The organism is Solibacillus sp., from assembly GCF_040273735.1.
Classification (GTDB): Bacteria; Bacillota; Bacilli; order Bacillales_A; family Planococcaceae; genus Solibacillus.
In genome coordinates this window covers 360931-386127 of the sequence record NZ_JBELZM010000002.1, presented here as the reverse complement: position 1 = coordinate 386127, position 25197 = coordinate 360931, and the positions used below count along the sequence as shown (strand labels likewise).

General features: G+C 40.3%; 30 protein-coding genes. 4 read left to right on the top strand and 26 right to left on the bottom strand.

Annotated elements, in window-relative coordinates:
- Positions 1-255 precede the first annotated feature (255 nt).
- Complete coding sequence (locus tag ABS917_RS04095) at positions 256-1242, bottom strand: YhdH/YhfP family quinone oxidoreductase (RefSeq protein WP_350477792.1); 987 nt, start codon at positions 1240-1242, stop codon at positions 256-258.
- 102 nt (positions 1243-1344) lie between these two features.
- Here ABS917_RS04095 and ABS917_RS04090 point away from each other — a divergent pair, with 102 nt between their 5' ends.
- Positions 1345-1764 carry a MarR family winged helix-turn-helix transcriptional regulator gene (locus ABS917_RS04090; protein ID WP_350477791.1) on the top strand — a complete coding sequence of 140 codons (420 nt, stop codon included), beginning with the start codon at positions 1345-1347 and terminating at the stop codon, positions 1762-1764.
- Between the two features lie 115 nt (positions 1765-1879).
- Here ABS917_RS04090 and ABS917_RS04085 read toward each other — a convergent pair whose 3' ends face one another.
- The 11 genes from ABS917_RS04085 to ABS917_RS04035 all read right to left on the bottom strand — a co-directional run bounded on the left by ABS917_RS04085 (position 1880) and on the right by ABS917_RS04035 (position 8796).
- Entirely contained in the window at positions 1880-2701 is an 822-nt protein-coding gene (locus ABS917_RS04085) for a MetQ/NlpA family ABC transporter substrate-binding protein (protein WP_350477790.1), read from the bottom strand.
- 10 nt (positions 2702-2711) lie between these two features.
- Positions 2712-3374 carry a methionine ABC transporter permease gene (locus tag ABS917_RS04080; RefSeq protein WP_350477789.1) on the bottom strand — a complete coding sequence of 221 codons (663 nt, stop codon included), beginning with the start codon at positions 3372-3374 and terminating at the stop codon, positions 2712-2714.
- Positions 3367-4113 (bottom strand): methionine ABC transporter ATP-binding protein, encoded by a 747-nt coding sequence (locus ABS917_RS04075; protein ID WP_350477788.1) that lies wholly within the window; start codon positions 4111-4113, stop codon positions 3367-3369. The genes ABS917_RS04080 and ABS917_RS04075 overlap by 8 nt, the downstream gene beginning before the upstream one ends.
- Positions 4114-4345: 232 nt before the next feature.
- On the bottom strand, positions 4346-4879 hold the full coding sequence (locus ABS917_RS04070) for a GNAT family N-acetyltransferase (RefSeq protein ID WP_350477787.1): 534 nt from the start codon (positions 4877-4879) through the stop codon (positions 4346-4348).
- Positions 4876-5271 (bottom strand): HIT family protein, encoded by a 396-nt coding sequence (locus ABS917_RS04065; RefSeq protein ID WP_350477786.1) that lies wholly within the window; start codon positions 5269-5271, stop codon positions 4876-4878. The genes ABS917_RS04070 and ABS917_RS04065 overlap by 4 nt, the downstream gene beginning before the upstream one ends.
- A 9-nt stretch (positions 5272-5280) precedes the next feature.
- Positions 5281-5811 carry a GrpB family protein gene (locus ABS917_RS04060; protein WP_350477785.1) on the bottom strand — a complete coding sequence of 177 codons (531 nt, stop codon included), beginning with the start codon at positions 5809-5811 and terminating at the stop codon, positions 5281-5283.
- 42 nt (positions 5812-5853) lie between these two features.
- Positions 5854-6456 carry a hypothetical protein gene (locus ABS917_RS04055; protein ID WP_350477784.1) on the bottom strand — a complete coding sequence of 201 codons (603 nt, stop codon included), beginning with the start codon at positions 6454-6456 and terminating at the stop codon, positions 5854-5856.
- Positions 6457-6705 carry a hypothetical protein gene (locus tag ABS917_RS04050; RefSeq protein WP_350477783.1) on the bottom strand — a complete coding sequence of 83 codons (249 nt, stop codon included), beginning with the start codon at positions 6703-6705 and terminating at the stop codon, positions 6457-6459.
- Between the two features lie 96 nt (positions 6706-6801).
- Entirely contained in the window at positions 6802-7701 is a 900-nt protein-coding gene (locus ABS917_RS04045; protein ID WP_350477782.1) for a M23 family metallopeptidase, read from the bottom strand.
- A 202-nt stretch (positions 7702-7903) separates the two neighbouring features.
- A complete protein-coding gene (locus ABS917_RS04040) occupies positions 7904-8044 on the bottom strand; it encodes a sigma factor (RefSeq protein ID WP_350477836.1) in 141 nt (46 codons plus the stop codon).
- A gap of 251 nt (positions 8045-8295) precedes the next feature.
- Positions 8296-8796, bottom strand: a complete 501-nt coding sequence (locus tag ABS917_RS04035) for a DUF1648 domain-containing protein (RefSeq protein ID WP_350477781.1) — start codon at positions 8794-8796, stop codon at positions 8296-8298.
- 105 nt (positions 8797-8901) lie between these two features.
- Here ABS917_RS04035 and ABS917_RS04030 point away from each other — a divergent pair, with 105 nt between their 5' ends.
- On the top strand, positions 8902-9555 hold the full coding sequence (locus ABS917_RS04030; protein WP_350477780.1) for a DedA family protein: 654 nt from the start codon (positions 8902-8904) through the stop codon (positions 9553-9555).
- Between the two features lie 41 nt (positions 9556-9596).
- Here ABS917_RS04030 and ABS917_RS04025 read toward each other — a convergent pair whose 3' ends face one another.
- The 4 genes from ABS917_RS04025 to ABS917_RS04010 form a co-directional block, all read right to left on the bottom strand.
- Complete coding sequence (locus ABS917_RS04025) at positions 9597-10079, bottom strand: chemotaxis protein CheW (protein ID WP_350477779.1); 483 nt, start codon at positions 10077-10079, stop codon at positions 9597-9599.
- A gap of 11 nt (positions 10080-10090) precedes the next feature.
- Entirely contained in the window at positions 10091-11200 is a 1110-nt protein-coding gene (locus ABS917_RS04020) for a M20/M25/M40 family metallo-hydrolase (protein WP_350477778.1), read from the bottom strand.
- Between the two features lie 376 nt (positions 11201-11576).
- Positions 11577-12320, bottom strand: a complete 744-nt coding sequence (locus ABS917_RS04015) for an AAA family ATPase (RefSeq protein ID WP_350477777.1) — start codon at positions 12318-12320, stop codon at positions 11577-11579.
- Positions 12321-12350: 30 nt separating this feature from the next.
- Complete coding sequence (locus ABS917_RS04010; protein WP_350477776.1) at positions 12351-13043, bottom strand: AIM24 family protein; 693 nt, start codon at positions 13041-13043, stop codon at positions 12351-12353.
- Positions 13044-13190: 147 nt separating this feature from the next.
- On the opposite strand from ABS917_RS04010, the gene ABS917_RS04005 reads away from it, so the two are divergent.
- Positions 13191-13577: a YflT domain-containing protein gene (locus ABS917_RS04005; protein ID WP_350477775.1), complete on the top strand. Its 387-nt coding sequence runs from the start codon at positions 13191-13193 to the stop codon at positions 13575-13577.
- 2 nt (positions 13578-13579) lie between these two features.
- Here ABS917_RS04005 and ABS917_RS04000 read toward each other — a convergent pair whose 3' ends face one another.
- The 4 genes from ABS917_RS04000 to mce form a co-directional block, all read right to left on the bottom strand.
- On the bottom strand, positions 13580-13969 hold the full coding sequence (locus ABS917_RS04000; RefSeq protein WP_350477774.1) for a hypothetical protein: 390 nt from the start codon (positions 13967-13969) through the stop codon (positions 13580-13582).
- Positions 13966-14457, bottom strand: coding sequence for a tetratricopeptide repeat protein (locus ABS917_RS03995; RefSeq protein ID WP_350477773.1), 492 nt, complete (start codon positions 14455-14457; stop codon positions 13966-13968). The genes ABS917_RS04000 and ABS917_RS03995 overlap by 4 nt, the downstream gene beginning before the upstream one ends.
- A gap of 237 nt (positions 14458-14694) precedes the next feature.
- A complete protein-coding gene (locus tag ABS917_RS03990) occupies positions 14695-16263 on the bottom strand; it encodes an acyl-CoA carboxylase subunit beta (RefSeq protein WP_350477772.1) in 1569 nt (522 codons plus the stop codon).
- A 2-nt stretch (positions 16264-16265) separates the two neighbouring features.
- Entirely contained in the window at positions 16266-16679 is a 414-nt protein-coding gene (mce, locus tag ABS917_RS03985) for a methylmalonyl-CoA epimerase (protein ID WP_251687099.1), read from the bottom strand.
- 200 nt (positions 16680-16879) lie between these two features.
- Here mce and prli42 point away from each other — a divergent pair, with 200 nt between their 5' ends.
- Positions 16880-16975 carry a stressosome-associated protein Prli42 gene (gene prli42, locus ABS917_RS03980; protein ID WP_350477771.1) on the top strand — a complete coding sequence of 32 codons (96 nt, stop codon included), beginning with the start codon at positions 16880-16882 and terminating at the stop codon, positions 16973-16975.
- A 24-nt stretch (positions 16976-16999) separates the two neighbouring features.
- Here prli42 and ABS917_RS03975 read toward each other — a convergent pair whose 3' ends face one another.
- From ABS917_RS03975 to ABS917_RS03950, 6 genes are all read right to left on the bottom strand, one after another.
- Positions 17000-17956 (bottom strand): aromatic acid exporter family protein, encoded by a 957-nt coding sequence (locus tag ABS917_RS03975; RefSeq protein ID WP_350477770.1) that lies wholly within the window; start codon positions 17954-17956, stop codon positions 17000-17002.
- A 77-nt stretch (positions 17957-18033) separates the two neighbouring features.
- Positions 18034-18474, bottom strand: a complete 441-nt coding sequence (locus ABS917_RS03970; protein WP_079527551.1) for a BrxA/BrxB family bacilliredoxin — start codon at positions 18472-18474, stop codon at positions 18034-18036.
- Between the two features lie 264 nt (positions 18475-18738).
- The gene (gene meaB, locus ABS917_RS03965; RefSeq protein ID WP_350477835.1) at positions 18739-19821 is read right to left on the bottom strand and encodes a methylmalonyl Co-A mutase-associated GTPase MeaB; all 1083 of its coding nucleotides are present in this window, start codon (positions 19819-19821) and stop codon (positions 18739-18741) included.
- Between the two features lie 2 nt (positions 19822-19823).
- Positions 19824-21974, bottom strand: coding sequence for a methylmalonyl-CoA mutase (gene scpA, locus ABS917_RS03960; protein ID WP_350477769.1), 2151 nt, complete (start codon positions 21972-21974; stop codon positions 19824-19826).
- Positions 21971-23653 (bottom strand): methylmalonyl-CoA mutase family protein, encoded by a 1683-nt coding sequence (locus tag ABS917_RS03955; protein WP_350477768.1) that lies wholly within the window; start codon positions 23651-23653, stop codon positions 21971-21973. Before ABS917_RS03955 ends, scpA begins: the two co-directional genes overlap by 4 nt.
- A 126-nt stretch (positions 23654-23779) precedes the next feature.
- Positions 23780-25138 carry a dihydrolipoamide acetyltransferase family protein gene (locus ABS917_RS03950; protein ID WP_350477767.1) on the bottom strand — a complete coding sequence of 453 codons (1359 nt, stop codon included), beginning with the start codon at positions 25136-25138 and terminating at the stop codon, positions 23780-23782.
- Between the last annotated feature and the right edge of the window lie 59 nt (positions 25139-25197).

Here is a 25197-nt window from a genome sequence, read left to right as displayed (position 1 = left end):
TGCGTAGATTCATTAGTTATATAATTAAACATAGCACCCTCCCGCCGTACGAAGAAAAAGTAGTATAAATAAGAATAATTTTATCATAATGCAAGAATTTTCTTAATATTCATATTTATTATACATGATTTTGTGGATTTTTTGACTTATTCTATAGATTTTAAAGGAGTTGTCATTCTTGTTTGATAGATGTCTAGATTATAAAAAAGTGCTTTTCTTTCATAGAAGAAAAGCACTTTTTTAAAAATATACTAATTAATATTTAATGATTGTTCTTCCTAAATGCTGACCATTTTTGATGGCTTCAATCGCTTGTGGGACTTCTTCTAATGAAATTTCGCTTATTAGAGAGGTTTGAGCAATATTCCATTCATTCGCTATTTTATCCCAAATATAACCTCGATTTTTAATTGGCACATTTACAGAATCAATTCCTAAAAGGTTAATTCCTCTAAGTATGAACGGCAGCACTGTCGATGTTAGTTTGATCCCACCTGCATTGCCGCACATACTCATACTTCCACCATAGGAAATTTGCGGGATTATTACTGAAGCTATTTCTCCACCAACAGTATCTACTACAAAATCAAATTTTTGCTTATTCAACGGTTTATTGAGTTCTCCTAATTCGTTTGCAAAAATGACATCAGTAGCTCCTAAAGATTTTGCTACGTCAATCTGATGTTCTTTCCGGACTAAAGCAGCAATATTTTTGTAACCTATTTTTGATAAAATCTGGACAACTATACTACCTACTCCGCCAGTTGATCCAGTGACCAAAATCCTAGGATTTTTGTTTACATCCATACCCTTCTCCTCTAATGCCATGATAGAAAGGGCTGCCGTGAATCCGGCTGTTCCAAAAACCATCGCATCTTTTAAAGATAAATTGTCAGGTAAAGGAACAATCCAATCTCCCGAGACTCTGGCATATTCCGCAAAACCTCCTGTGTGGCTCATACCCATAGCAAAACCTGTCACAATTACTTTCTGTCCTTCTGTATAGCGATTATCTGTTGAATGAACAATAGTTCCGCTTAAATCTATTCCAGGGATAAGCGGATAATTCCGGATAACGCCTCCATTTTTTTGAACAGCCAACATATCTTTATAGTTTATTGAAGAATAGGACACCTTAATCAGAACCTCGCCATCCGAAAGACTGTCGAGATTAACATCCTCCAAACCGTAAATCACCTGATCTTGCTCTTCTTTTACAATAATTGCCTTGAATTGATCCATAACTATTTGCCCCCTTCTGCAACAAAACATTTCGATATCAAAAATGTTTTATTACAAAACCTAACATGTTATGATAGGTATTGTCAATATGGGGGAGATAAAATGGAATTAAAAGATTGCATGAATTTTTTGTTGAGTGCCAGTCAAAATAAGGTTTTTAAATATTTCAGCAAACTTTTGGAGGGTTATGGAGTAACACCCGCCCAATATGGTGTGTTGAATTGTTTGTGGAGAGAAGGACAATTATCGCCTAAACAAATTGGTGAAATGGTTTATTTAGAAGCCCCTACTGTCTCGGGGATCTTAGATAAAATGCAAAAAGCCGGACTAATAGAACGTACAATTGATCCAAACAACCGCAGAAATGTTTTAGTAATGGCGACTCAAAAATCGGAAGAAATAAGAGATGAAGTTGAAGCTGCAACAATTAAGTTGAATAATCAAGTACTTGAAAACTTGACAGATAACGATACAGAAGTGCTGAAAAAGGCATTGGAAATAATAATTAAGTCTGATTTTTAATTATAGATACAATTTTGATGGGGTAATCGCTTAGTGTACTCCTCAGATTATTCCATTCAATAAAAACACCGAAACGCAAAATCTTACCGCGTCTCGGTGTTTTCAGGTTATTCATCTATTCGAACGCAGGAGTAGCCGTTTCATCGTAGTTTTCTGTCAGGAAATTACGTACTTCTTCACTCGTCATCGCTTCTGCAAGCTTTTTGATTGCTTCATCGTCTTTGTTGTCTTCACGTGCCACTAATGTAATGGCAAAGTCGTTTTCCACGCCTTCAGTTAACAGCGCATCACTTTTCGGTGTTAGACCTAGTGGTGCCGCATAGGCAGGTGTCATAACAACCGCATCCGCATCATCGTACATACGCGCAAGCATTAACAGATCGACTTCTTTAAACTGAAGATTTTTTGGGTTATCCTTTACGCTTGCTAATGTGTAATACACATCCGTTTTTTTCTTCAATGTAATGACACCGTGCTGGGCAAGCAGCATTAACGAGCGGTCAACATTTGAAATATCATTGGCAATTGCAACTGTCGCCCCTTCTGGCAATTCTTCGATTGAATCATAATCTTTAGCATACACACCGTAATTCGCAAAGTAAATAGGCTGGATTGGCACTAAATTAGCGTCATTGTTACGGTTGAATTCCTCCATATACGGTACGTGCTGGAAGAAGTTTGCATCAACTTCCTTTGCAGCTAGTGCACTGTTTGGCTGTACATTATCACCTAATACGACAATTTCCAGATCAATGCCCTGTTCTTCTAATTTAGGCTCGACTAGCTCCAAAATATCTGTCATCGGTGAAATTAATGATGCAACTTTTAAAGTTGTCTCTTCCTTTTCCACTTCTTTATTCGTTTCTTTTTCTTCATTCTGTCCGCAACCTACTAAAGCAAGTACTGCTGCTACACTTAACATCCATCTTTTTTTCACAATCATTCTCCTATCTTTTGTCCAACCATCTTGCTGCAGTCGTACCTATCATTTGAATAAGCTGCACCAAAACAATCATAATTAAAATCATGTAAAGCATTAGATCTGTCTTGAATTGCTGATAACCATAACGAATCGCAAAGTCACCGATTCCGCCACCGCCAACTACACCCATTATTGTGGAATAAGAGATGAAGCTGACAATCGAAGTCGTCAAGCCGAGCACAAGGCCTGACCGCGCTTCCACAAAAAGAAAACTGAAAATAATCCGCCGCACTGAAGCACCCATTGAAACAGCAGCCTCAATTACACCTTTCGGCACATCAAGCAGCGACTGTTCGACAAGCCTTGCATAGTGGGCAATGGCAATAATCGATAACGGAACTGTTGCCGCAACCGTGCCGATTGCCGTACCGACAATGAGCCTTGTAAAGGGAATCAAGAATACGACCAGCAGCAGAAATGGAAACGAGCGAATCGTATTCACCACTAAGTTTAGTATGTTGTAAACGACACGGTTTTCAAGCAACTTTTCTTTCCCGCAAAGAAATAAATATGTACCGATTGGTAATCCGATTAATACAGCAGCTACAATTGACACACCTACCATGAAAAATGTATCGCTGATCGCCTGCCAAATTTCGGCCTCATATTGACGTAATACATCAGGCATGTCCGATTCCACCTTTCACGAGCTGATCGACGAAGCTTTGCGGATGATGGCTCGTTTCAAGTATGCCACTAGGTGTTAACTCAACTGTTTCGTATATTTGCCCTGCATCCAGCACCGTAGCCCGATGACAAATACTTTTAACAACATCAAGCTCATGGCTGACAAGCACAATCGTCACACCGAGCTCAACATTGACCTTCTGTAAAACGCGCAATATTTCCGCAGCGGTGTTTGCATCGAGCGCAGAGGTTGGCTCATCACAGAGCAGGACCGCAGTTTCGTTCGCAAGAGCTCTTGCAATCGCCACACGCTGCTTTTGCCCGCCGCTCAGCTGGGCCGGATATTGACTTGCAAACTGTTCCAGCCCGACAAACTTCAGGCATTCAATTACGCGCGCCTTCCTCAGCCTTTTCGGATAGTTTGCCAGGACAAGTGCAATTTCAACATTTTCATGGACAGTTTTATTTGCGACGAGGTGAAAATGTTGGAAAATCATCCCGATTGATTTTCTCGCTTCACGAAGTTCAGCATTTTTTAAAGCTGTTAGTTGTTGGCCATTGATAACAACAGCTCCTTTGTCCGGAACTTCCAGCAAGTTCATCAGACGCAGCAACGTTGATTTTCCTGCACCGCTCGCCCCAATCAAACCATGAATTTCCCCTTTAGCAATCGTCAACGTCACATTCTGCACAGCGACGAAAGAACCAAATTTTTTTGTGACTTGCTGTAATTGTATCACCTGTTTAAACACCTCCACTGCATACCCAATCGATTTCTAATTATAGTAGATATTGCATCAGCTACCAAGAGAAATGTTTGTTGCAAAAATTACCAGGATTTAAAAGGGTTTGCACGGTTAGAAGAAGAAAACTTAAACATCCTTTCCAATTATGCCTAAGCATCATTCTCACAATAAAAAAGGCTGCCGGAAATTAGAATTTATTTCTAACTTCCGGGCAGCCGATATCAATTTAATAAGGGACTTCATCCAATTTAATCGGTGTTGTTATATTATCCTTCCAATCATCAAAAATGGAAGCATACAAGACCGTATCTGAGATTGAACCATCTTCATTTTCCCATGCGTTACGTAAATAGCCTTCTTTTACGAAGCCTGCCTTTGTAAAGCACTTTCTCATCGCTAAATTATCCGCTCTTGTATAACCTTCAATTCGAATTTTACCTTTTTTACTATACAAATAATCTTTAAGCCATTTTAAAGATTTTTGACCGATGCCTTTCCCTCTTGCTTTTTCTGTTAAACGGAGATCAAATAAAGGGATCGTATCTTCAATATCCTCGATTATTAAAATGCCTACTTTTTGTTCGTTTTCAATAATCCAAAATGTTTCTCTTCCTTCAGAGTAATAGCCCTTCTCGATCGCTTTTTTAATCGTTTCCGGTCCTAGCTGAACCTTCACATGGAATGGCCAAAGATTGGAACATAGTAAATCAATCAATTCTTCATTTTCTGAGTTGAATTTTCTTATTTTCAAGGCAGTCACTCCCTTTCAATTTGAAGCTGCTTCACAAGTTCTGGAATTAATAAAGGATGGCAGTTGACCTTCTGATGTGCCCAAAAGTCATCCCCTTTATATCGAGGTACTATATGTATATGAAAATGAGTCCCCTCATCCATAATCGTGCCGTTATTTTGAATGATGCTTAACCCGTCTACCGAAAACCACGTATCAAATACATTAATAATTCTTTTCTGCAGCTCAATTAGCTCCATTAATGCTGAATCAGCAATTTCACGCACATCCATAAAATGCTTTTTCGATATAATCAATAAGTGACCAGACTGGATTGGATCTATATCTAAAACCACTTTATAATTTTCTGTTTGCAGTAATATTTGTCTCTCATCAATTCTTTCACAAAAAATGCAGACCATAACAATCCCTCATTCATCCATTTTCATAAAAATCGACTGAACAAATTGCTCTTTATATTTTGTATACTCTGTAATCCCTTCCATACCTGTCTTCAAGAATGCATCTTTCAACATCTCATATTCTTTTTTTACTGCCACATTTGCATTCAAATAATCTCGGAAAAAACGCATCTGCCGCCATTTTTCTCCATTAAATTCTACAAGATGAATGAAATGTGTTTTCGTTTCAAATGTAGTATCAGTAAATTTTGCGCAAACAATTTCATCGGGTCTTTCGACTTGCAAGCGATAAAAACCGGCTTCCTTGAGTCCAGTGAAAAAGTCTTCATCGAGCGAGTTAAAATTTTCAACACCGATTACAATATCAATGACCGGCTTAGCTTGAATCCCTTCAATAGATGTACTGCCGATATGTTCTATTTGATGAGGCTGTATACTTGTATGCTTTATTATTTCTTCTTTAGTCCCAGCAAATTCTCTCTTCCAACCTGCATCATGCGGAACTAGAATAACTTCATTCTTTTTTAATCCGAGATTCATTTAGTCTATCCTTTCACACCAATTATTCTGGGGAAATATATTTCACTTCTCGATCGATGCTTTTAAAAACGCTTCAAGAGATAAGTCTTCTTCAGACTGCAGTACCTTTACTAACTCATCCGGGTTAACTAATCTTTTTTCCATTAGCCTATTTAATAATAGAACTAAACAATCTCGCGCAACAAGCTGACTGTATGTTTCTTCATAATTTGCATTAAAATATTGAGCAATTGCTATATATTCGTCATTGCCACATAAATTGAGCAGTTTCCCAGGTGCCTCGTTTCGACGTATTAGAAGTTGAAGTGCTAAAGGAATGCATCTTTTATACCTATCCATTGTTTTCTTATCTATATAGGGGACGTGGGGTTCTAAAAGCGGTTGTTCTTCAATCAGCTCCTGATCAAATGCCCATCGGTACATATCCTTCTCTCCATCATAATAACTTGGATCGCCAAATTGAATGACAAACCCGCATTGCTGGCAAATTGCTGTGTTATGAACAAAAAGCACTTTAATGCCGGGTTTTTCAACATCTGTATACGTTTCGTGTGGGATAAAAGTATCATGGGCGCATATATGACAACAGATTGGCTTTTTAAATATATATATACGGCTCTTTTCTGCTGTAAGATAATCTACCATTTACTCACCTACCTGTACGTATTCAATCGAACTAAGCCCATTACTTTTTTGTTCTTCAAATTTCATTTCCTGCGCACATGTAATACAGGAAAAAGATTGCAGCGTTAATTTCTTTTTCTGCACACCTGGTTCATGATTCGTCAGTTTTACATATACTTCACGGTGCCTGAATTTCGTATCTTGGCAAAATAAACAAACAAGCGGCTTGCCAATGACGTTCACTTCATATATTCCTCTTCTTCGTACCATTTCATAACGCCTCTCATTTCTAGGTTCACTTTTACAAAAAAACTGCCTAATATTCGGGGAATTAATAACAGCAGTTCTCCAGCCGGAAACAGTGTTTTAAATTTTATTATACGTATCGGACTCTGGCTTGTTTGCCGGGCTGTGCTTTACAAAATCACCCTGAATTGGTTCTTCACCATGATGAAACTTAACACGCAGTGATTTTGCTTCTAGGAAATCCCGATGATCCATTACTTGAAAATGGATATGTGCTTCCGAAGAATTACCCGAATTCCCGCATAGGCCGAGCAGTTGACCTGCCTTCACTTTATCCCCTGTTTTCACACAAATCGAATCCTTCATGAAATGGGCAATCATACTGTATTCATTGTGTTCATGTTCAATGATGCAATAGTTTCCTGCTAAATTTTTCTCATCCATCTCGCCCGGAATATTGTCATCAATTCCATCAAGCACTTCGACCACCACGCCATCAGCCGGTGCTACGACTTCAGCTCCAAACGCAAAGTAATTTTCATTTTGCCGGTTCGAGTTTTTATATGTTTCGTTATTGACCATTTTGACTAAATCGTAAGCATAACGCTGCTGTTCATACGGATAGTGATAGTTAATAAATTCGTTTGTTCCGCCCCAAAAAACATACCATTCGTCATTAATCGGCATGCTGTATGTATTTTTTGTCCATATTTTATCACTGTTCGGATAAGTTTCGAACGGTTTTAAATAGATTGCCTGAATAATGTCCTGCCCGTCGAACGCGACGACAACTGCTTTGGAATACGTATCATCGACCCAAATATGCCGATCGAGCCCTTGAAAAGTATTGGACATGATACATGTATAACTGCCCACATCTGAATTATAGTCTAAAGAAAGCTCACGAAATTGTTCAAACGATACAAGGTTCTGAAACGACTTTGCTGTTTTTCCGTAAATCTCATCAAATTCACCGTCTAAAAAATACCGACCGAACTGTTCTTTAAAATGTTTCTTCATTCAAATGCCTCCTTCTTTTCGCTTCTTAATTTATACGAATTTTCCGACAAAAAGTTTCAAATAAATTCCTTTTATAATCTAAGATGAAAAAACATGGCCGCTTCTACATAAAGGACCATACAATTTCATTTTTAATATTACGCCATGATAATCCAAATAAGAAATAACAGGACAATAAATAAGAATTTGTACCTTTCCACTTTCAACATGTCAAGTCCGTTGTATAAATTCGCACAAACGTATCCTGTGTTAAATCTTCGGCGACTTGTGAGTTAGATACCATGTAGCGTATGTACTGATAAGTCTTGCGGAACTCCTGCTCATACAGCTCATCAAAATCCATGTCCATCACCTCTCTTACTTATATAGACGAACTAGAAATATAAATATGTAATTTAATTTAAAAGTTTTTAATTGAAAAAAGCATCTGCTTAATGAGATACTTTGGAACTTTGATGAGGAATCTTCCTTTTTAAATGAAGGTTCTACTTTCTTCGTAAAAGATTCTACTTTTCGATAAGAGTGTCCATTTTTGCCCCGAAATCTTCTAATTTTCCTCCGCCGCGTTCCACATTCCCCTCGAAACTTTCTACTTTACTTAATCCTAAAAATCCTAACCATCTTCCAAATCAGCACAGCAAACAGCGCTGCCAATATGATGAAAAACGGCCACCCGATCGTTGTTGCTTCTTCTAAAGCAATCGCAATGGTGCGGTACACGATGTAGGCGAATAATATATTTAAGATGTTACGCATATAATTTAATGTTTGGCAACTATTTCGGTAAAATACCTCGGCATTTGATTCATTGATTCGTGCCGGATAGTTGTGCGTTTCAGGGAATTTTTCAAAAATCTTTAAAAAGAAATGCATGGCAATCCCGATGCCCGGTAATATTAACAGTTCCCATTTAGAGCCCCAGCGGTCGACATTGCCGCTGCCGTCAAAGTGGACAGGAACTTCATTTGGCAGTTCACGCCAGTTCATGAATAGTACAATAACCATAAACGCTAGTACTATATAGCCGATAATATCCATCAGCCATTCGGATTCCGTTTTTGGAATCTCCATTTTAGGGCGTTTCGTCAAGCTCATTTCGATCACCTCTTTTAGTTTTTTTACTTAGCACTTTTTATAACAATAATTTGCCAATATCCGCTATACTTGAATTTAATCATCCTCTTGATAGGAGAACTACTTATGCTACTTGATATTATTCAATTTTTACGGGAAATCGACCAAGTCATATTTTATTACATAAAAGAGCTCGGACTTTATATTTATATTCTGTTGTTTGCGGTTGTTTTCACGAAAACTGCATTTGTAATTTTAACATTTTTACCCGGGGATAGTACGGTTTTCACAAGCGGTACACTTGCAGCGATTGATAAGCTCGATTTTCTGACATTGCTGATTATTTTCATCGTTGCAACAACGCTTGCCGATAGCAGCAACTATCTTATCGGAAAATCAATACGGAAAATTCCGCCGAAGCGTAATCTGTTCATGCGTTTTTTATCAGAGGAAACTAATGATAAAGCACTGAAATTCCTGGAAAACTATGACCGGATTGCCATTACGTTTTCACGGTTTGTACCGTTGATGCGGACAATGACACCGTTTATATGCGGATATTCCGGCTTTTCGTATGGGACTTTTTTACGCTACAACTTCATAGGGGCCGTACTTTGGACAGTTGTTTGGCTGGGCGGTGGCTTTTTACTCGGAAATATTCCATGGGTTGAAGAAAATCTCGTCCTGACACTCACGATTATTTCCATCTTCGTATTTAGCTTCACAGGTTATGCGTATGTTAAACAATTCAAAAAAAAGAAAGCGGTTACTGCCGATTGAAAAAATGGAGCCTATCACGTTCAGATGATAAGCTCCTTTTTTTAGTTTGTCTGATTTTCCTGCTGATTCATTTCATGTAAATATTCGATAATTTCACGGATGCCATCCAACGAATGAACGAGAATATTTGGGTCAATACAAGAAATCATGCGGTCTTCCAAATTGGCAACCGCTGTAAAATATTTCGTCTTTTCATAATTGACAAGCCCCATCTGCTTTAATACGCCTTCTTCAAAGTCGATAATTTCTTTCGCATCGGCAACGACCAATCCGTAATTAATCAACTCTGTCTTCAATACAATGATTTTCGCCGTTTGTGTATTTGTCGGGCGATTGTATAAAATGGTCTGAAAATCGATTATTGGTGTAAGTTCCCCTCGAATTCGCGTAAAGCCTAGCAAGTAGTCCGGTAAATGAGGAATCGGAGTTACACGCTCCAGCTTTTCAATCGAAACAACCTGCTCAACCGGCACAGCATATTGTTCTGTACCGCATAAAAATACGACTGCTTTTTCAATGCTCATATTGATACCTCTTATTTCGTTGTTTGAACAACGATTTCTTCCAATAAATCAGCCAGTTTTTCCAGTTCTTCCACCGGCATTCTTTCGTTTGTCGTATGAATTTCCTCATAGCCGACCGATAAGTTTACAGTAGGAATACCGAACCCAGCGATAACGTTTGCATCACTACCACCGCCTGAAATACCGAGCTGTGGTGTACGACCGATTGCTTCAACCGCTGCTTTAGCAACTTTCACAACTTGATCTTCTTCTGTTGCGCGGAAACCTGGGTACATTAACTTCACTTCAACTTCAGCACGCGCACCCATTTCTTGTGCAACACGTTCAAATGTTTCTTTCATATGGGCAGTTTGGGCATTCAGTTTTGTTTCATCAATCGAACGGGCTTCCGCAAGAATTGACACTTCATCACATACGATATTTGTTGCTTGACCGCCTTCAAAACGCCCGATATTAGCTGTTGTTTCTTCATCTAGACGACCTAACTTCATTTGGGCAACAGCTTTTGCTGCAACAGTTATTGCGGAAATACCCTTTTCAGGTGCAACGCCTGCATGTGCTGTTTTACCGATGATTTTCGTAAATACTTTTGCCTGGAATGGTGCTGCAACTACAATGCCGCCTACTTTGCCGTCACTATCAACTGCAAAACCGTATTTGGCGATAATTTTTGAAGGATCAAGTTCCTTAGCACCGACTAATCCGCTTTCTTCACCTGCTGTAATGATGAACTGGATTGTACCGTGAGCGCTGTCTTTTTCTTTTAAACGACGTGCCATTTCGAATAATGCTGCGATACCTGCTTTATCATCCGCACCAAGAATCGTTGTGCCGTCAGAATAAATATAGCCGTCCTCACGAATTTCCGGTTTAATGCCTTTACCTGGCACGACTGTATCCATATGTACTGTAAAATAAATCGGCTCGATTGACTCATCTCCTTTTAATGTTGCGATAATATTGCCTGCGCCATGACCATTGCGTGTATGCGCATCATCCTGAAAAACATTAAAACCCATTTCTTCTAATTTTTTAACTAAAATTGGTGCGATAACTTCTTCATGTTTTGTTTCAGAATCAATTTGCACTAATTCCAGAAACTCTTCTACTACTCGGTTCATGTTCGAAAACTCCTTTAAATAACTAGTTTACGCTTTATTGTACGCCTCTATTTTTGAAAAAACAACGATTGATCATCGGCATTTAAAATGCTTTGTTTTTCTTCTTGCAGCGCCTGTTCTTTTTCGATTGTGATGCTCAATTTTTGCTTCAAATCGCGAAGTGTATTCGCTACATCATCCTGCACACGCAATAGTTGATCGATCGCAGTTGTAATTTTGGAATGAACCGATCAATCGGTAAAGATATTATCGAAAAAGTAATCGTAAACATAAAGTTGAATGTGATACTGTTCTGATTGCTGTTGCAATTGCTGCCATCCCATATTCTATACTCCTTTATAAATACATTGTAGCTACCTTCATCCGCAAACGATTGCTAATATAGTTCTTCCTCATCATCTTCAAACAGCTCCTGCAGCATTTTTTCACGGTGCTGCAAAAAATATGAGGTTATCTGATAATGCTCGGTTTCTTCATACTTCACCTGCTCGATGCCATGCTCATCAAATTGATAAATGACCGCATCCGGGAATCCAAGTAAAATTGGCGAATGTGTTGCGATAATAAATTGGACATTACCCTGTTTTACTAAATCATTCATCAATGTTAAAAATGCCAGCTGTCTAGTGGGAGATAATGCGGATTCCGGCTCATCCAGTAAATAGATTGCCTGCCCTGTGAATCGGTGCTGGAACAGCGAGAAAAAAGATTCACCGTGTGATTGATGGTGCAGCGATTTCCCGCCATATGCTTTGTATCCGTTCTGATCGATTTCATCCAAATGCGACGCAAACTGATAAAATGTCTCAGCGCGCAGAAAAAAACCGTTTGTTACTTTTGGCCACCAGGAGAGTTTCACATAATCGCCAAGCGCGGATTCGGATTGATCCACTTCATATGCTTTATAGTTTTGTGTGCTGCCACCTGCCGGATTGAAGCCGATCTGATCTGCAATGGCTTCGAGTAATGTTGATTTACCCGCACCGTTTTCTCCGACGAAAAACGTGACCCGCGCATCCACATCCAATTCATCCATATGGCGAATAAAAGGAATCGAAAAGGGGTATCTGCTATAATCCGTTATTTGTTCTTTCTTAAGTTTGACTGATTTTAAAAACATCTGTATTCTCCTTACTTTATAACGCAGCCCTTATGATTCAGACGATAAATACACTTCTTCAAATGGCTGAATGATGACAAACCCATCACCGGAAAAGGCCATTTGAATAGATTCATTGCTGCCGCGTCCAATGAGTGTTCTGAACGTAATATCCGTTACAAACTCCGGCTTCAAATTACCTGACCACGCGACTGTTGCATTAGGGTCAGTATACACTGTTTCACCCGACTTAACGATTAATGTTAATGGCTCAAAATGGGTTGTAATCGCCACTTTTCCTTTGCCGTCCAGCATAACATTGAATAAGCCACCTGCCATCATACCGGCCATTTTTCGCATAAGTCGAATATCCCAATTGATCGATGGCTCAAATGCAAGCAGGTCATTGCCGTTCACGCACAGGCTTTCGTTCTGCAAATCAAAAATTGTGATTTTCTTTCCTTGATCTGCTAAATATAGCCGGCCTTTCCCTTTCGCCTTCATCAATTGCGTACCTTCGCCAGTCAATGCTTTCTTAAACATTTTCGACACGCCATGCTCCAGCATGCGCTCACGCTCAAATTTGATCGAACCGACATAGGCGATCATCGCGCCCATTTTTGACCATACTTCCCCGTTCAGATTCACTTCGAGTACACGATCGGTTTCCAATTCAAAATAATCATTTTCATTCTGGTCTTGCTGCGTCTTGTTGACAAAATCGCGAATGGAATAGTTCCCCAAAAGTAAAACCTCCCTTTTCATCTTCTACGTATTAAGCACTGTATAAGTTTCGAATTTTCTGCATTTTAAAATTGTATTGATGTATGATCGCTTACATTCACTACCATCTCAATAAAAATTCCATTACAATAAAAAAGAGGTGATCATATGGAGTATCGACGTGAAATCGCTTTAGTGTACAGTGTTGAGGAAGCTATGACAAAGCTGAACATTATTAGAGGGCACGGTTTTTCCGAGCATGAAATCCATGTGTTTCCAAAAGATATCTACCCTTTACAATCACTGAAAATGTACACCGACATTCAAGTCCATCATGCCGGCAACTGGCTCGACCAGCTTATCAGCTTTGTCACACGGAAAAATGTGTATGAAATGAGTTTACGAATTTTGCACTTAACTCCTGAAGAAACCGCCCATTATGGGCATGGCATAGAACTTGGGGCAATCTTCCTGTTTGCCGAGCACAAACATCCGTATGAAAAGGAACCGAAAAAACAGCAAACAGCATTCAATCTTTCTAGAGCGGTGGATTAATTTTATAAATAACTGCCGTCGATAATAATGAATTTAAAAATTAACGCACCAACGACTAAACTAATGATTATAAAATTCAAAATGAGTATAAATCGCTTTGGAAACGGTATGTTCAAAAACCATGCGATGGTCCAGTGAACAACACTGTATATAAATAGCGCAATAAAAGTTCCAAAAGCATTAAAAGCAATGGTCAGCAACCTGCCCGAATTTGAAATATCTCCCGGCGGAGCATCTGCTGCAGTAAATAGCATCGAACCGATAAACAATACCGATAAGAAATAACAGCTGTAGCCGATCAGGCTGACCATCGCCGTATAGATGAAGTAGTTTACAATCTTAAATATTATTATCATATCATCTGCAAACCCCAAAATTAATTTATCACTCACTTCCACACTTCATTCAATTTATCACTATAAAATGTAATGGCGTTCTTATATTTCTTAATTTGCAGGTCAGACGAAGTGGCTGCTAGATTTTTCAATAGAAGTTCCATTGAACGCTCATGCTCCTTCAAGTTAAACAATGTCATCGCATAAAATACTTGAATGGCTAAATTGTGCGGAAACATCTCCAGCCCATTTTCCAATGTATGTTTTGAATTTTCGTATTCCCCTAGCGTTCTGTATGTACTGCCAAGACCTAAATAAGCATTTGCTAAATCTTCATCATTCAAATCACCTTTAATTGCCTTTTCATAGTACGGTACAGCATTCGATTCTTTTCCAAGCACATCGAAGCTCCATGCGCACTGGTAATTTAGATAGGCCTCGTTCGGATGTTGTTCAACTAAACTCAATAATAGTTGATTGGATTGTAGTAATTCCCCATCCCTCCTTAAATCAATTGCCCTTTGTAGTTGATTGATTTCCTTCATACTTTTGTCCTCCTATATCGTCTTTCCCTTTATCTAGCATAATGGCTTTTTGTAAAATTCACTATAATAAAATAGGAGGATTTACCATATTATAGGTAAATATATTTTAATAATTTTCTAGTATTTTTCCTGCATTATTTCTTTTAGTGCTCAATATAAGCAAAAAAACACCTCAAAAATGATTGTATTTTATACAAGTCATATAAGAGATGTTTTTTAGAGTGCTTCAATTAAAATTTATAGTGGAATATTCCCGTGCTTTTTGTATGGACGGTCTTCCTGCTTTGTTGAAAGCATATCCAATGCCTGGATTAGCTTAATACGTGTTTCACGTGGATCGATAACATCGTCAACCATTCCGCGTGATGCCGCTACATAAGGATTTGCAAATTTTTCTTTGTATTCTTCTATTTTCGCTGCACGTGTTGCTTCCGGATCAGCGGATTTCGCAATTTCACCTGCATGAATAATGTTTGCCGCACCGGCAGCACCCATTACAGCGATTTCAGCATTCGGCCAAGCGAATACTAAGTCCGCGCCAATTGCTTTCGAGTTCAATGCTACGTATGCACCACCATATGCTTTACGTAAAATGACTGTAATTTTTGGTACAGTTGCTTCTGAGTAAGCATAGAGGATTTTCGCACCGTGACGGATAATCCCGCCGTGCTCTTGTTTAACACCTGGGAAGAAACCAGATACGTCTTCAAATGTAATAACAGGCACGTTGAATGCGTCACATGTACGTACGAAACGAGCTAATTTATCAGACGAATCGATATCTAATCCGCCAGCCAGGAATTTTGGCTGGTTACATACTAAACCAACTGATTCACCAGCGATGCGTGCAAAACCAACTACAATGTTTTTCGCGAAATCTTTTTGCACTTCCATGAATGAACCTTCGTCAACTACTTGTTCTACTACTTTACGGACATCATAAGATTTTGTTTGGTCAATCGGCACAACATCAACAAGTTCTGAACGGAAGTTATCGCCTTCTGGAGCAGCTTGTTTCGGTGCTTTTTCTCGGTTGTTCTGTGGTAAGTAAGAAAGTAATTGCTGAATTTGTGCAATTGCAGCTTCTTCGTTCTCAGCACGGAAGTGGGCATTCCCTGAAGTAGCGTTATGCACTTTAGAACCGCCAAGACCTTCAGCTGAAATTTTCTCGCCTGTTACTGTTTCAATTACTTTAGGTCCTGTAATGAACATTTGAGATGTTTTATCAACCATTAAAATAAAGTCTGTAATCGCTGGTGAATAAACTGCACCACCCGCACATGGTCCCATAATTACTGAGATTTGCGGAATTACACCAGAATAAATTGAGTTACGGTAGAAAATGTGACCGTAGCCGTCAAGTGATAATACACCTTCTTGAATACGCGCACCGCCTGAATCGTTAATGCCGATAAACGGCGTACCATTTTTTGCTGCCAAATCCATTACCGCTGCGATTTTTTTCGCGTGCATTTCACCAAGCGCACCGCCGAATACTGTGAAGTCCTGTGCAAATAAATACACATTACGGCCATTGATTTTACCAAAACCTGTAACTACGCCATCACCAGGGCCTTCTAGTTTATCCATACCGAAATCAACTGTACGGTGTGTGATGAAAGGATTGATTTCAACGAATGACCCGTCATCCAATAACATATCAATGCGTTCACGGGCAGTCATTTTCCCTTTTTCATGCTGCTTTTCGATACGCGCATCCCCGCCACCAAGCTGGATCGCTTCTTTACGGTCATAAAGCTCATTAATTTTATCAAACATATCTGGAGTTACTGTCATTGTTGTCATCGTTATTTATCCCCTTTTCCGCTTTTATCGCATAATTCATAAAGTACACCATATGAGTCTTTCGGGTGTAAAAATGCTACTTCCGCGCCGCCAGCACCTGGTCCCGGCTCTTCCGATAATAGTCGTACACCTTTTTCACGAAGTTCAGCCATGCGCTCACGAATACCTGTTACGCCGAATGCAACATGATGAATGCCTTCTCCGCGCTTTTCCAAAAAGCCATGGATTGCGCTTTTTTCACTCATTGGCTCAAGCAGCTCAATTTTTACGTTGCCTGCATCGATAAAAGCAACTTTTACTTGCTGTGATTCTACTTCTTCCATCTTTAATAATTTCAAGCCTAGCGTTTCTGTGTAGTATGTAATACGTTCTTCAATATTACGTACGGCAATGCCGATATGATCCACTTTTTCCACGGTACTGACTCCCTTTTGAATAAAATTATTAATTCCGCCTCATCTGAATCGTGCCAGACATTTGTTCGAGGCTTTTTTTAACGGTTGTTTGTACTTCCGATAAAAAATTTTAAAATTTCGAAAATGTAAAATCTAATGTACTTGAGAATTCCTTCAAATTTGATAAACTAGTACTAGTTCATATTGAAGGAGCGAAAAGAATGAGCAACAAAAAGTTTCAAAAAATAGTCGTTTATTCAATGGTTGTTATCATGTTAATCTCAACTGTTGCAATGGGTGTCGCAGCATTTATGTAATGGATGTTTATGCATCCATTTTTTTTATTTCATCCCCTTGAACGATTGCTTGATGACCAGGTATTCATCCATTTCTTCGATGAACTGGTACAATGCGGCCATTGCGAGGAATGTTTCGTGATCATTTGGCAATGGCATTTTGGCGAACTCTTCTTTTACTTTGTCGAGTTTTTCCAAAAAGCGGCTTGCCGTATTTCCTGAATGGACGTGCTCGCTCAAGTCTTCCATGAAGGCTGCAATTAATGTAGCCTGCTCTGTCATTACCGGCAGTGTAGTAATTTTCGGCAACACACGCTCTATAATTTCCAGCTGTCTTTCACGCATATCAAAATACAGATAAAATGTATTTTCTTTACGAGTCACGTGATTTTCAACATCTTGGAATGCCAGCGCCTTTCCTGCCTCGACCACTTTCGCCGCTTCAATCAGTTCATGACCATCCCATAATGTATCGCCATCTCTCAAATACCCTGCGATTTCCGCAAGAATTTTCTTCAATAACGACTCCATTTTTTCGCGGTGGTAATACAGGCCTTGCTGGATATCCGGCATGTACATATTTACGACTAAACCAACCCCATAACCGATTGCCATTAAGTAAAATTCATTTATTAGCAGATCGACCGTAAAATTGGCGGTCAAATATATGTGCATCATGATTACCGAACTTGAGATAAAACCTTCCACAACTCTAAGTGAAACAATTGTGGGAATGAAAAGAATCATAACGATACCTAAAACAACCGGCGAATAACCGAATATTTCGAAAAATATAAATGCATAAGCGATCCCGATAAATGTTGAAACAATCCGGGTATACACTGCATGGAGAGATTTACGTTTTGTTGGTTGAATGCTTAAAATCGTCAGAATACCAGCGGCCGTAAAAAACTGCAAATCAAAATATTGGGCAATTGCTATCGCAACAGCAGCACCAATGGCTGTTTTTAAAGTACGATAGCCGATTGAAAATTTCTTCATATCGGTTGAACTCCCCCGTTATAGGTGTGCAGCGGGTACGTTCGCTACGCACCCGTTTCACAATTACTCTAGTAGTATTAGATTTCTTCGCAGTTTTCCTCGAAGTGACCTTGAAGGTTTGTTACAACACTCATTGGGTCATGTCCTTCGATTTCAAATCGGCCAACTTCTCCTACAACTTGTCCATCTTTCAATAAAATGAATGATGGTGATGATGGGATGTGATCTTCACCGAAATAATAACGTGCAGCTGCTGTTGCCTCTTTATCTTGACCGGCAAATACTGTTACTAAATGGTCAGGACGTTTATCGTAATGTACAGCATGTGTTGCTGCAGGACGTGCAATACCGCCAGCACAGCCACACACAGAATTCACCATAACAAGAGTTGTTCCTTCACGAGCAAACGCTGCTTCCACGTCTTCCGGAGTGCGCAGTTGTTCATAACCTGCTGCTTCCATCTCTGCACGTGCAGTCGTTGTAATTTGTTGCATAAATAAATCATAATCCATGTTCATAAGCTTTTTAGCCCCTTTCTATGTTCCTTTTTATCATAGCAAGGTTACGAAAGATGTGCAAAGACTCTTGATTATCATTATTTTCATTCAGCGGAAACTCCCGCTGAATGAAAATAAGCCTCCGGCGGATGTCACAGATTTTTTAAAGGAATTATAGAGGTTTACAGCCTAAATGCGTCGCATCATGCGAACGGCTGACTGACCCACTACGTGTGGGTCCAAACTCAAAAAATCTGGACACAATTACGCCAAGGCGTAATTGATTTATTCATTTTTTTCGCCAAATAATGCATTAACCCCTTGTGTTACCGTTAGCTGGCCATGCAATATTTCTTCCTCAAGTGACCGGACCTGCTTTTTGCGTTCCGGATTTTTATAGAACGAATCTATTAAATGATCGGTAATCATTGTATGGAACCAGTCGCGCGTTTGTTCATGGCGACGTGTCGTCCAATAATTCGACTGCCTCGTTTTTTGCTCAAACTCCATCAGCATATCCCATACTTTGTCGAGCCCCTTTTTTTCAAGGGACGATACGGTCAGTGACGTACTGAGCCAGCCAGGAGTCGATGGCTGAAGGAAATGAAGAATCTGCTTGTATTCCTGCATGGTCCGACGTGCAGGGCGTACATTGTCCCCGTCCGCTTTATGAACGATAATGCCGTCTGCAAGCTCCATAATGCCCTTCTTCATCCCTTGCAGTTCATCTCCCGCACCAGTTAAGACTAGCAGCAAGAAGAAATCGACCATGCCGCGCACATACGTTTCACTTTGGCCGACACCGACTGTTTCAATCAGAATGACGTCATATCCTGCTGCTTCACATAACAGCATCGTTTCACGGGATTTCTTATGGACACCGCCCAATGTACCGGCACTCGGTGATGGACGCACAAATGCATTTTCCTGGCGTACCAGTTCTTCCATTCGTGTTTTGTCCCCTAAAATACTGCCGCCTGAAAGCGACGAGCTCGGGTCGATTGCAAGTACCGCAACGCGCTTACCCATTCTGCACAGCATCGTTCCGAATGCTTCGATAAAAGAACTTTTCCCCGCCCCTGGTACACCGGTGATACCAATTCGAATTGAATTGCCCGTATAAGGCAATAACTCCTGCAGCAGCTTCTGTGCTTCTTCCTTATGGGTATTGTTCGAGCTTTCAATGAGCGTAATCGCTTTGGCAAGCGAAGTGCGGTTACCTGCACGTACTTCGCTTGCCAGCGTCTGCAGATCAATTGTTTCCTGCTTTTTTTTCCTGAACTTTTTCGGGTTTGAATAGCTCATACCATCATGACCACCCTTCACACCATCCATGACAAATAAAGCGCTTTTCTCTTCTTGTGGCATCACTACTCTGCCACTTCCTCATAACCTAACTTTTTATAAATTTCTTCTATAATACGAATTGCCGATACTGGAATAACAGTACCTGGCCCGAAGATAGCCGCTGCACCTGCTTCATACAGAAAGTCATAATCTTGAGCTGGGATAACCCCGCCGCAAATGACGATAATGTCCTCGCGACCTAATTTCTTCAACTCACCTACAAGTTCAGGCACTAATGTTTTATGACCCGCTGCCAAAGATGATACACCGATACAGTGAACGTCATTTTCGTTTGCCATTTGTGCAGTTTCTTCCGGTGTCATGAACAACGGAGAAATATCGACGTCGAAACCTAAGTCCGCATAGCCAGTTGCAACAACCTTTGCACCGCGGTCATGCCCGTCCTGTCCCATCTTCGCCACTAAAATACGTGGACGGCGACCTTCTGCTTCCAGGAAGTCTTCTGTCATTTGCTTCACTTCCGAAATCATTTCATCATCCGAGAAGTTTGCAGAGTAGACACCAGAAATTGAACGGATAACTGCTTTATGACGGCCAGATACCGCTTCAATCGCATCCGAAATTTCACCTAATGATGCACGTGCTCTTGCTGCGTCCACTGCAACGGCTAATAAGTTTTCTGAGCCGTCTTCAGCCGCTTTCGTTAAACGCGCTAAATGTTTTTGTACTTCCGCTTCATCACGTGTCGCCTTCATTTTTTCAAGGCGGGCAATTTGTGATTCGCGTACAATCGCATTGTCGATATCCAAAATGTCGATTGGATCTTCTTCTGCAAGACGGTATTTGTTTACGCCGACAATCGTTTCTGTTTTTGAATCGATTTTCGCCTGGCGTTTAGCCGCTGCTTCTTCAACTTTCATTTTTGGAAGTCCTGTTTCAATCGCTTTCGCCATTCCACCAAGAGCTTCGATTTCTTCAATTAAAGCCCATGCTTTTTCTGTCAGCTCTTCTGTCAATTTTTCGACATAGTACGAACCGCCCCATGGATCGATAACTTTTGTCATTCCTGTTTCTTCTTGCAGGAATAGCTGTGTATTACGTGCAATACGAGCCGAGAAGTCCGTCGGTAAAGCAATTGCTTCATCCAGCGCGTTCGTATGAAGCGACTGTGTATGGCCCATCGCTGCTGCGTTCGCTTCAATTAGTGTACGTGTTACGTTATTGAATGGATCTTGTTCTGTTAAACTCCAGCCTGATGTTTGCGAGTGGGTACGCAATGCAAGTGACTTCGAGTTTTTCGGATTGAATGTAGACATCATTTGCGCCCAAATGCGACGTGCAGCACGCATTTTCGCAACTTCCATGTAATAGTTCATGCCGATCGCCCAGAAGAACGATAGACGTGGTGCAAATGCATCAATATCAATTCCTGCTTTTAAACCTGTACGAACATATTCAAGACCGTCTGCCAATGTGTACGCAAGCTCGATATCATTTGTCGCACCCGCTTCTTGTATATGGTAACCCGAAATGGAAATCGAGTTGAATTTCGGCATGAATTTCGCCGTATATTCAAATATGTCCGCAATGATTTTCATCGACATTGCCGGCGGGTAAATATATGTGTTACGTACCATGTATTCTTTTAAAATGTCATTTTGGATTGTACCGGCCAATTTATCAGGCGATACTCCCTGTTCTTCAGCTGCAACAATGTAGAATGCAAGAATCGGTAAAACTGCACCGTTCATCGTCATCGATACCGACATTTGATCAAGTGGAATGCCGTCGAATAAAATTTTTGCATCTTCAACTGAATCGATCGCAACGCCGGCTTTTCCGACATCCCCTGTTACACGAGGGTGATCCGAGTCATAACCGCGGTGTGTTGCCAAGTCGAATGCTACTGAAAGCCCTTTCTGACCCATTGCCAAGTTACGACGGTAAAAGGCATTTGATTCTTCCGCAGTCGAGAAACCTGCATATTGACGCACTGTCCATGGACGCGCTACATACATTGTCGGGTATGGCCCACGTGTATTTGGTGCAATACCAGCCACATCTTTTAAATGTTTTGCGTCTTGAATATCTTTTTTATTGTAGACAGAATTCACTTCAATGCCTTCATTTGTCACGTACGAGCCTGTAGAAGTAAGTTGCTCTTGTTTTAATACATCTTCAATGACAACAGTAGCGAAATTTGCTTTACTCATTGTTGTACCCCCTTCACGCTCATCACGACATCCGATAGCTTTTCAACGATGTTCTGACCTGCATAAATAAAGCCGTTTAAGCCATTTGCAGTCCACGCCGCTTCATCTTCTTTAAATTTACCCGCTGCATCCAACACAACCGATTGTTTTTTGTTTTCAAGTAATGCCGGCACAATGGCTTTAGTATCTTCATCCGTTGCAGCTACGACTACATAGTCATAGTCGGCAGTTGCCAGCCAAGTTGTTGCATCTTCGATTGTTTGGAAGCCTGCTGTCTGATATGCTACAATGCCCGCTGTTGCGAAGAATCCTTGTACAAAATCTGCGCGCGGCTTATAGTTTTTCAATTCCCCGAATGTTAATATTGCTGTCTTGAATCCAGTTTGTGCATACGTGGCACGCAAATTTTCAAATGGAATGGCAAGACGTTTTACACCTGCAAATTGAGCATTTTCAGTTGTTGCTACTGTATCTTGCGGGTTTGCATAGATGTTAGTACCGATTAGTGAATGCTTGCGTGTTTCCACTTGCTTCATACGTGTCGCATACACTTCCTCGATTTGAGCATTGATACCGTATGCTTCCAGTCCGCCAGCAATTTCGATTTCCAAAAACAGTGCCCATGCTTCTTTTACATAGTCTGCTGTTAATGATTCGATAAAGTACGAACCGCCTGATGGATCGATTACATTCGTTACATGCGACTCTTCTTTCGTTACAAGGGAAACATTTCGCGCTATACGGATCGACTGCCCTGAAACACCTGTCAATGCATCATGCGGATGTACCGTAATAATATCTGCACCGCCGATTGCTGCTGAGAACGCTTCATTGCCTGCACGTAATAAGTTTACATAAACATCATATTTCGAGAAGCTGCGTACCGAAGTTTCCACTGCGACCGGGACAGCGCTTGCTTCATTGCCGAATGCTGAAGCAAACGCTTTCCATAATACTTTAAAGGCACGAAGTTTTGCTACTTCTGCAAAGAATTGTGTATCGACAGCGAACTGTACGAAAAACTTCTGTTCAAATGCTTTAAAATCTTCTGCCGTATTAGCAAGTTTAGCTGCTTGTGTAAGCGCAACAGCAAGCTCTTGTACCGCATTAGCGCCGTCATTATGGAACGGAATCGTATTTGCACAAAACGTGCGGACGTTTGGATAGTCAGCTAATTCTAATGTTTCAGGTGAAACAATATAGCCTACAACGTCATTACGTTTAGCTTCGTCAATATATTTGAACACATCCAGCACTGCATCTTCAGCAGAAGCGACGGTAAATTTAAATGAATTTTCCGATAAATAAGAAGCGAGTTTTTCGCTGTCCTGTTCAGACCAGTCAAATGCAACCGGGCTGTTGATTGTAATCATTTCATTGCCGCGCGATAAGCTATCCTCGATGTTGGCAAAAAAGCTTGCTGCATCATTGCCAGCGATTTGCTGTGCAACAGTGAAGCTCGTCTGTTTTGTTAGAGAACGGATTGTTGATACTTGTTTATCCAGTTGATCTCCCAATTTTTCGATTAAGCTTTCTTCTGTATAAAGTGGGTCAAGCGTGATATTTTCAATTGTCTTTGTAAATAAGGATTCAAACGGTTTTCCTTTTAATGCTTTGACCGCTTCTTCCTTCCACTTCTCATAGCTAGCTGTTTGAAATTCGATCTCTTTCATATTCATTGACATGTGGTCGCTAAGTAGCTTCCCCCCTTGTTATATTTCTGTACTATAGTTTACACGAGAATGTTCTGACAATAAAGAGAAAAAAAACGTGAAAGCCTTATTTCACAGGCTTTCACGGCATTTTTAGTAGACTGACATCTTCTGTTTATCGACATTTTCGAGAATTTCTTTCACACGAGATAAGAATTTACCACAAATCATACCATCTAAAATTCTATGGTCTAAAGATAAACATAAATTCACCATAGAGCGTGGAGCAATCATATTCCCCTGTACTATTACAGGTCTTTTTACAATACTTTCCACCTGCAAAATTGCTGCCTGTGGATGATTGATAATGCCCATTGACTGAACAGAACCAAACGATCCGGTATTGTTGACTGTAAATGTACCACCTTGCATATGCTCCAATTTCAGTTTTCCATTGCGTACAAGATGTGCATATTCATGAATTTCTTTTGCAATGCCTTTAATCGATTTTTCATCGACATGTTTAATGACGGGCACGAATAACGCATCATCAGTAGCTACAGCAATCGATAAATTAATATCTTTCTTTTGAATGATTTTATCCTCCGCCCAAACAGAGTTGATGATTGGGAATTCTTTTAGCGCCTGGGAAACAGCTTTTAAGAAAAATGCAAAATACGTCAGATTGAATCCTTCTTTTTTCTTGAAATCTTCTTTTATGCTGTCACGGTATTCTACAAGCTCTGTTACATCGACTTCCATCATCATCCATGCATGCGGAATTTCATGTGTGCTGCGCAGCATATTTTTCGCAATTGCTTTACGCACTTGCGTAACCGGAATTTCGATGTCTCCAGCAGCAACTGGAATCTCCTGTTTCGGCTGGGGCGCAGCTGCCGGAACTTGTGTTGTACCTTGTGCTGACGCTTGCGAAGACGATTCTTGTTTTGGCTCAGCAAATGCTGTTGGTTGTTCGTCATTCGAAATATCCTGACTTGTCGGCTTACCTGCAGCAACATAAGCTTCAACATCTTTTCTTGTTATCCGATTACCGACACCTGTACCGGTAATCTCGGCCAAGTCGACATCATGTTCATTTGCCAATGCTAAAACAGCAGGTGAAAAACGACCAGGCTTGCGTTCTGTGCGAACCGGTTTGTCTTCTTTTTTCGCTGCCGGTTTTTCTTCTTCTTTCTTCTGTGAGCCGGCATTTAGAATTGCTGAGCTGACATTCGAGCTTTTTTCTACTGGCGCTGGCGGCATTTCAGAGCCTTCCACTTCAATCGCGCATACAACTGCGCCTACCGGTAATGTTTCGCCTTCGTTTGCAATTAACTCTGTAATTACCCCTGCAAACGAAGAAGGGATTTCGGCATTAACTTTATCTGTTGTTACTTCTGCTAATGGATCATACTTGTTTACTTTATCTCCCACTTGTACAAGCCAGCGTTCAATCTTACCTTCTGTCACACTTTCTCCAAGTTGCGGCATGACGATATTTTGAATTGTCATTTAACAATCCCCCTTTAACTAATAGGCATTTGCTGTTCATTTAGGATTCTTATACAATC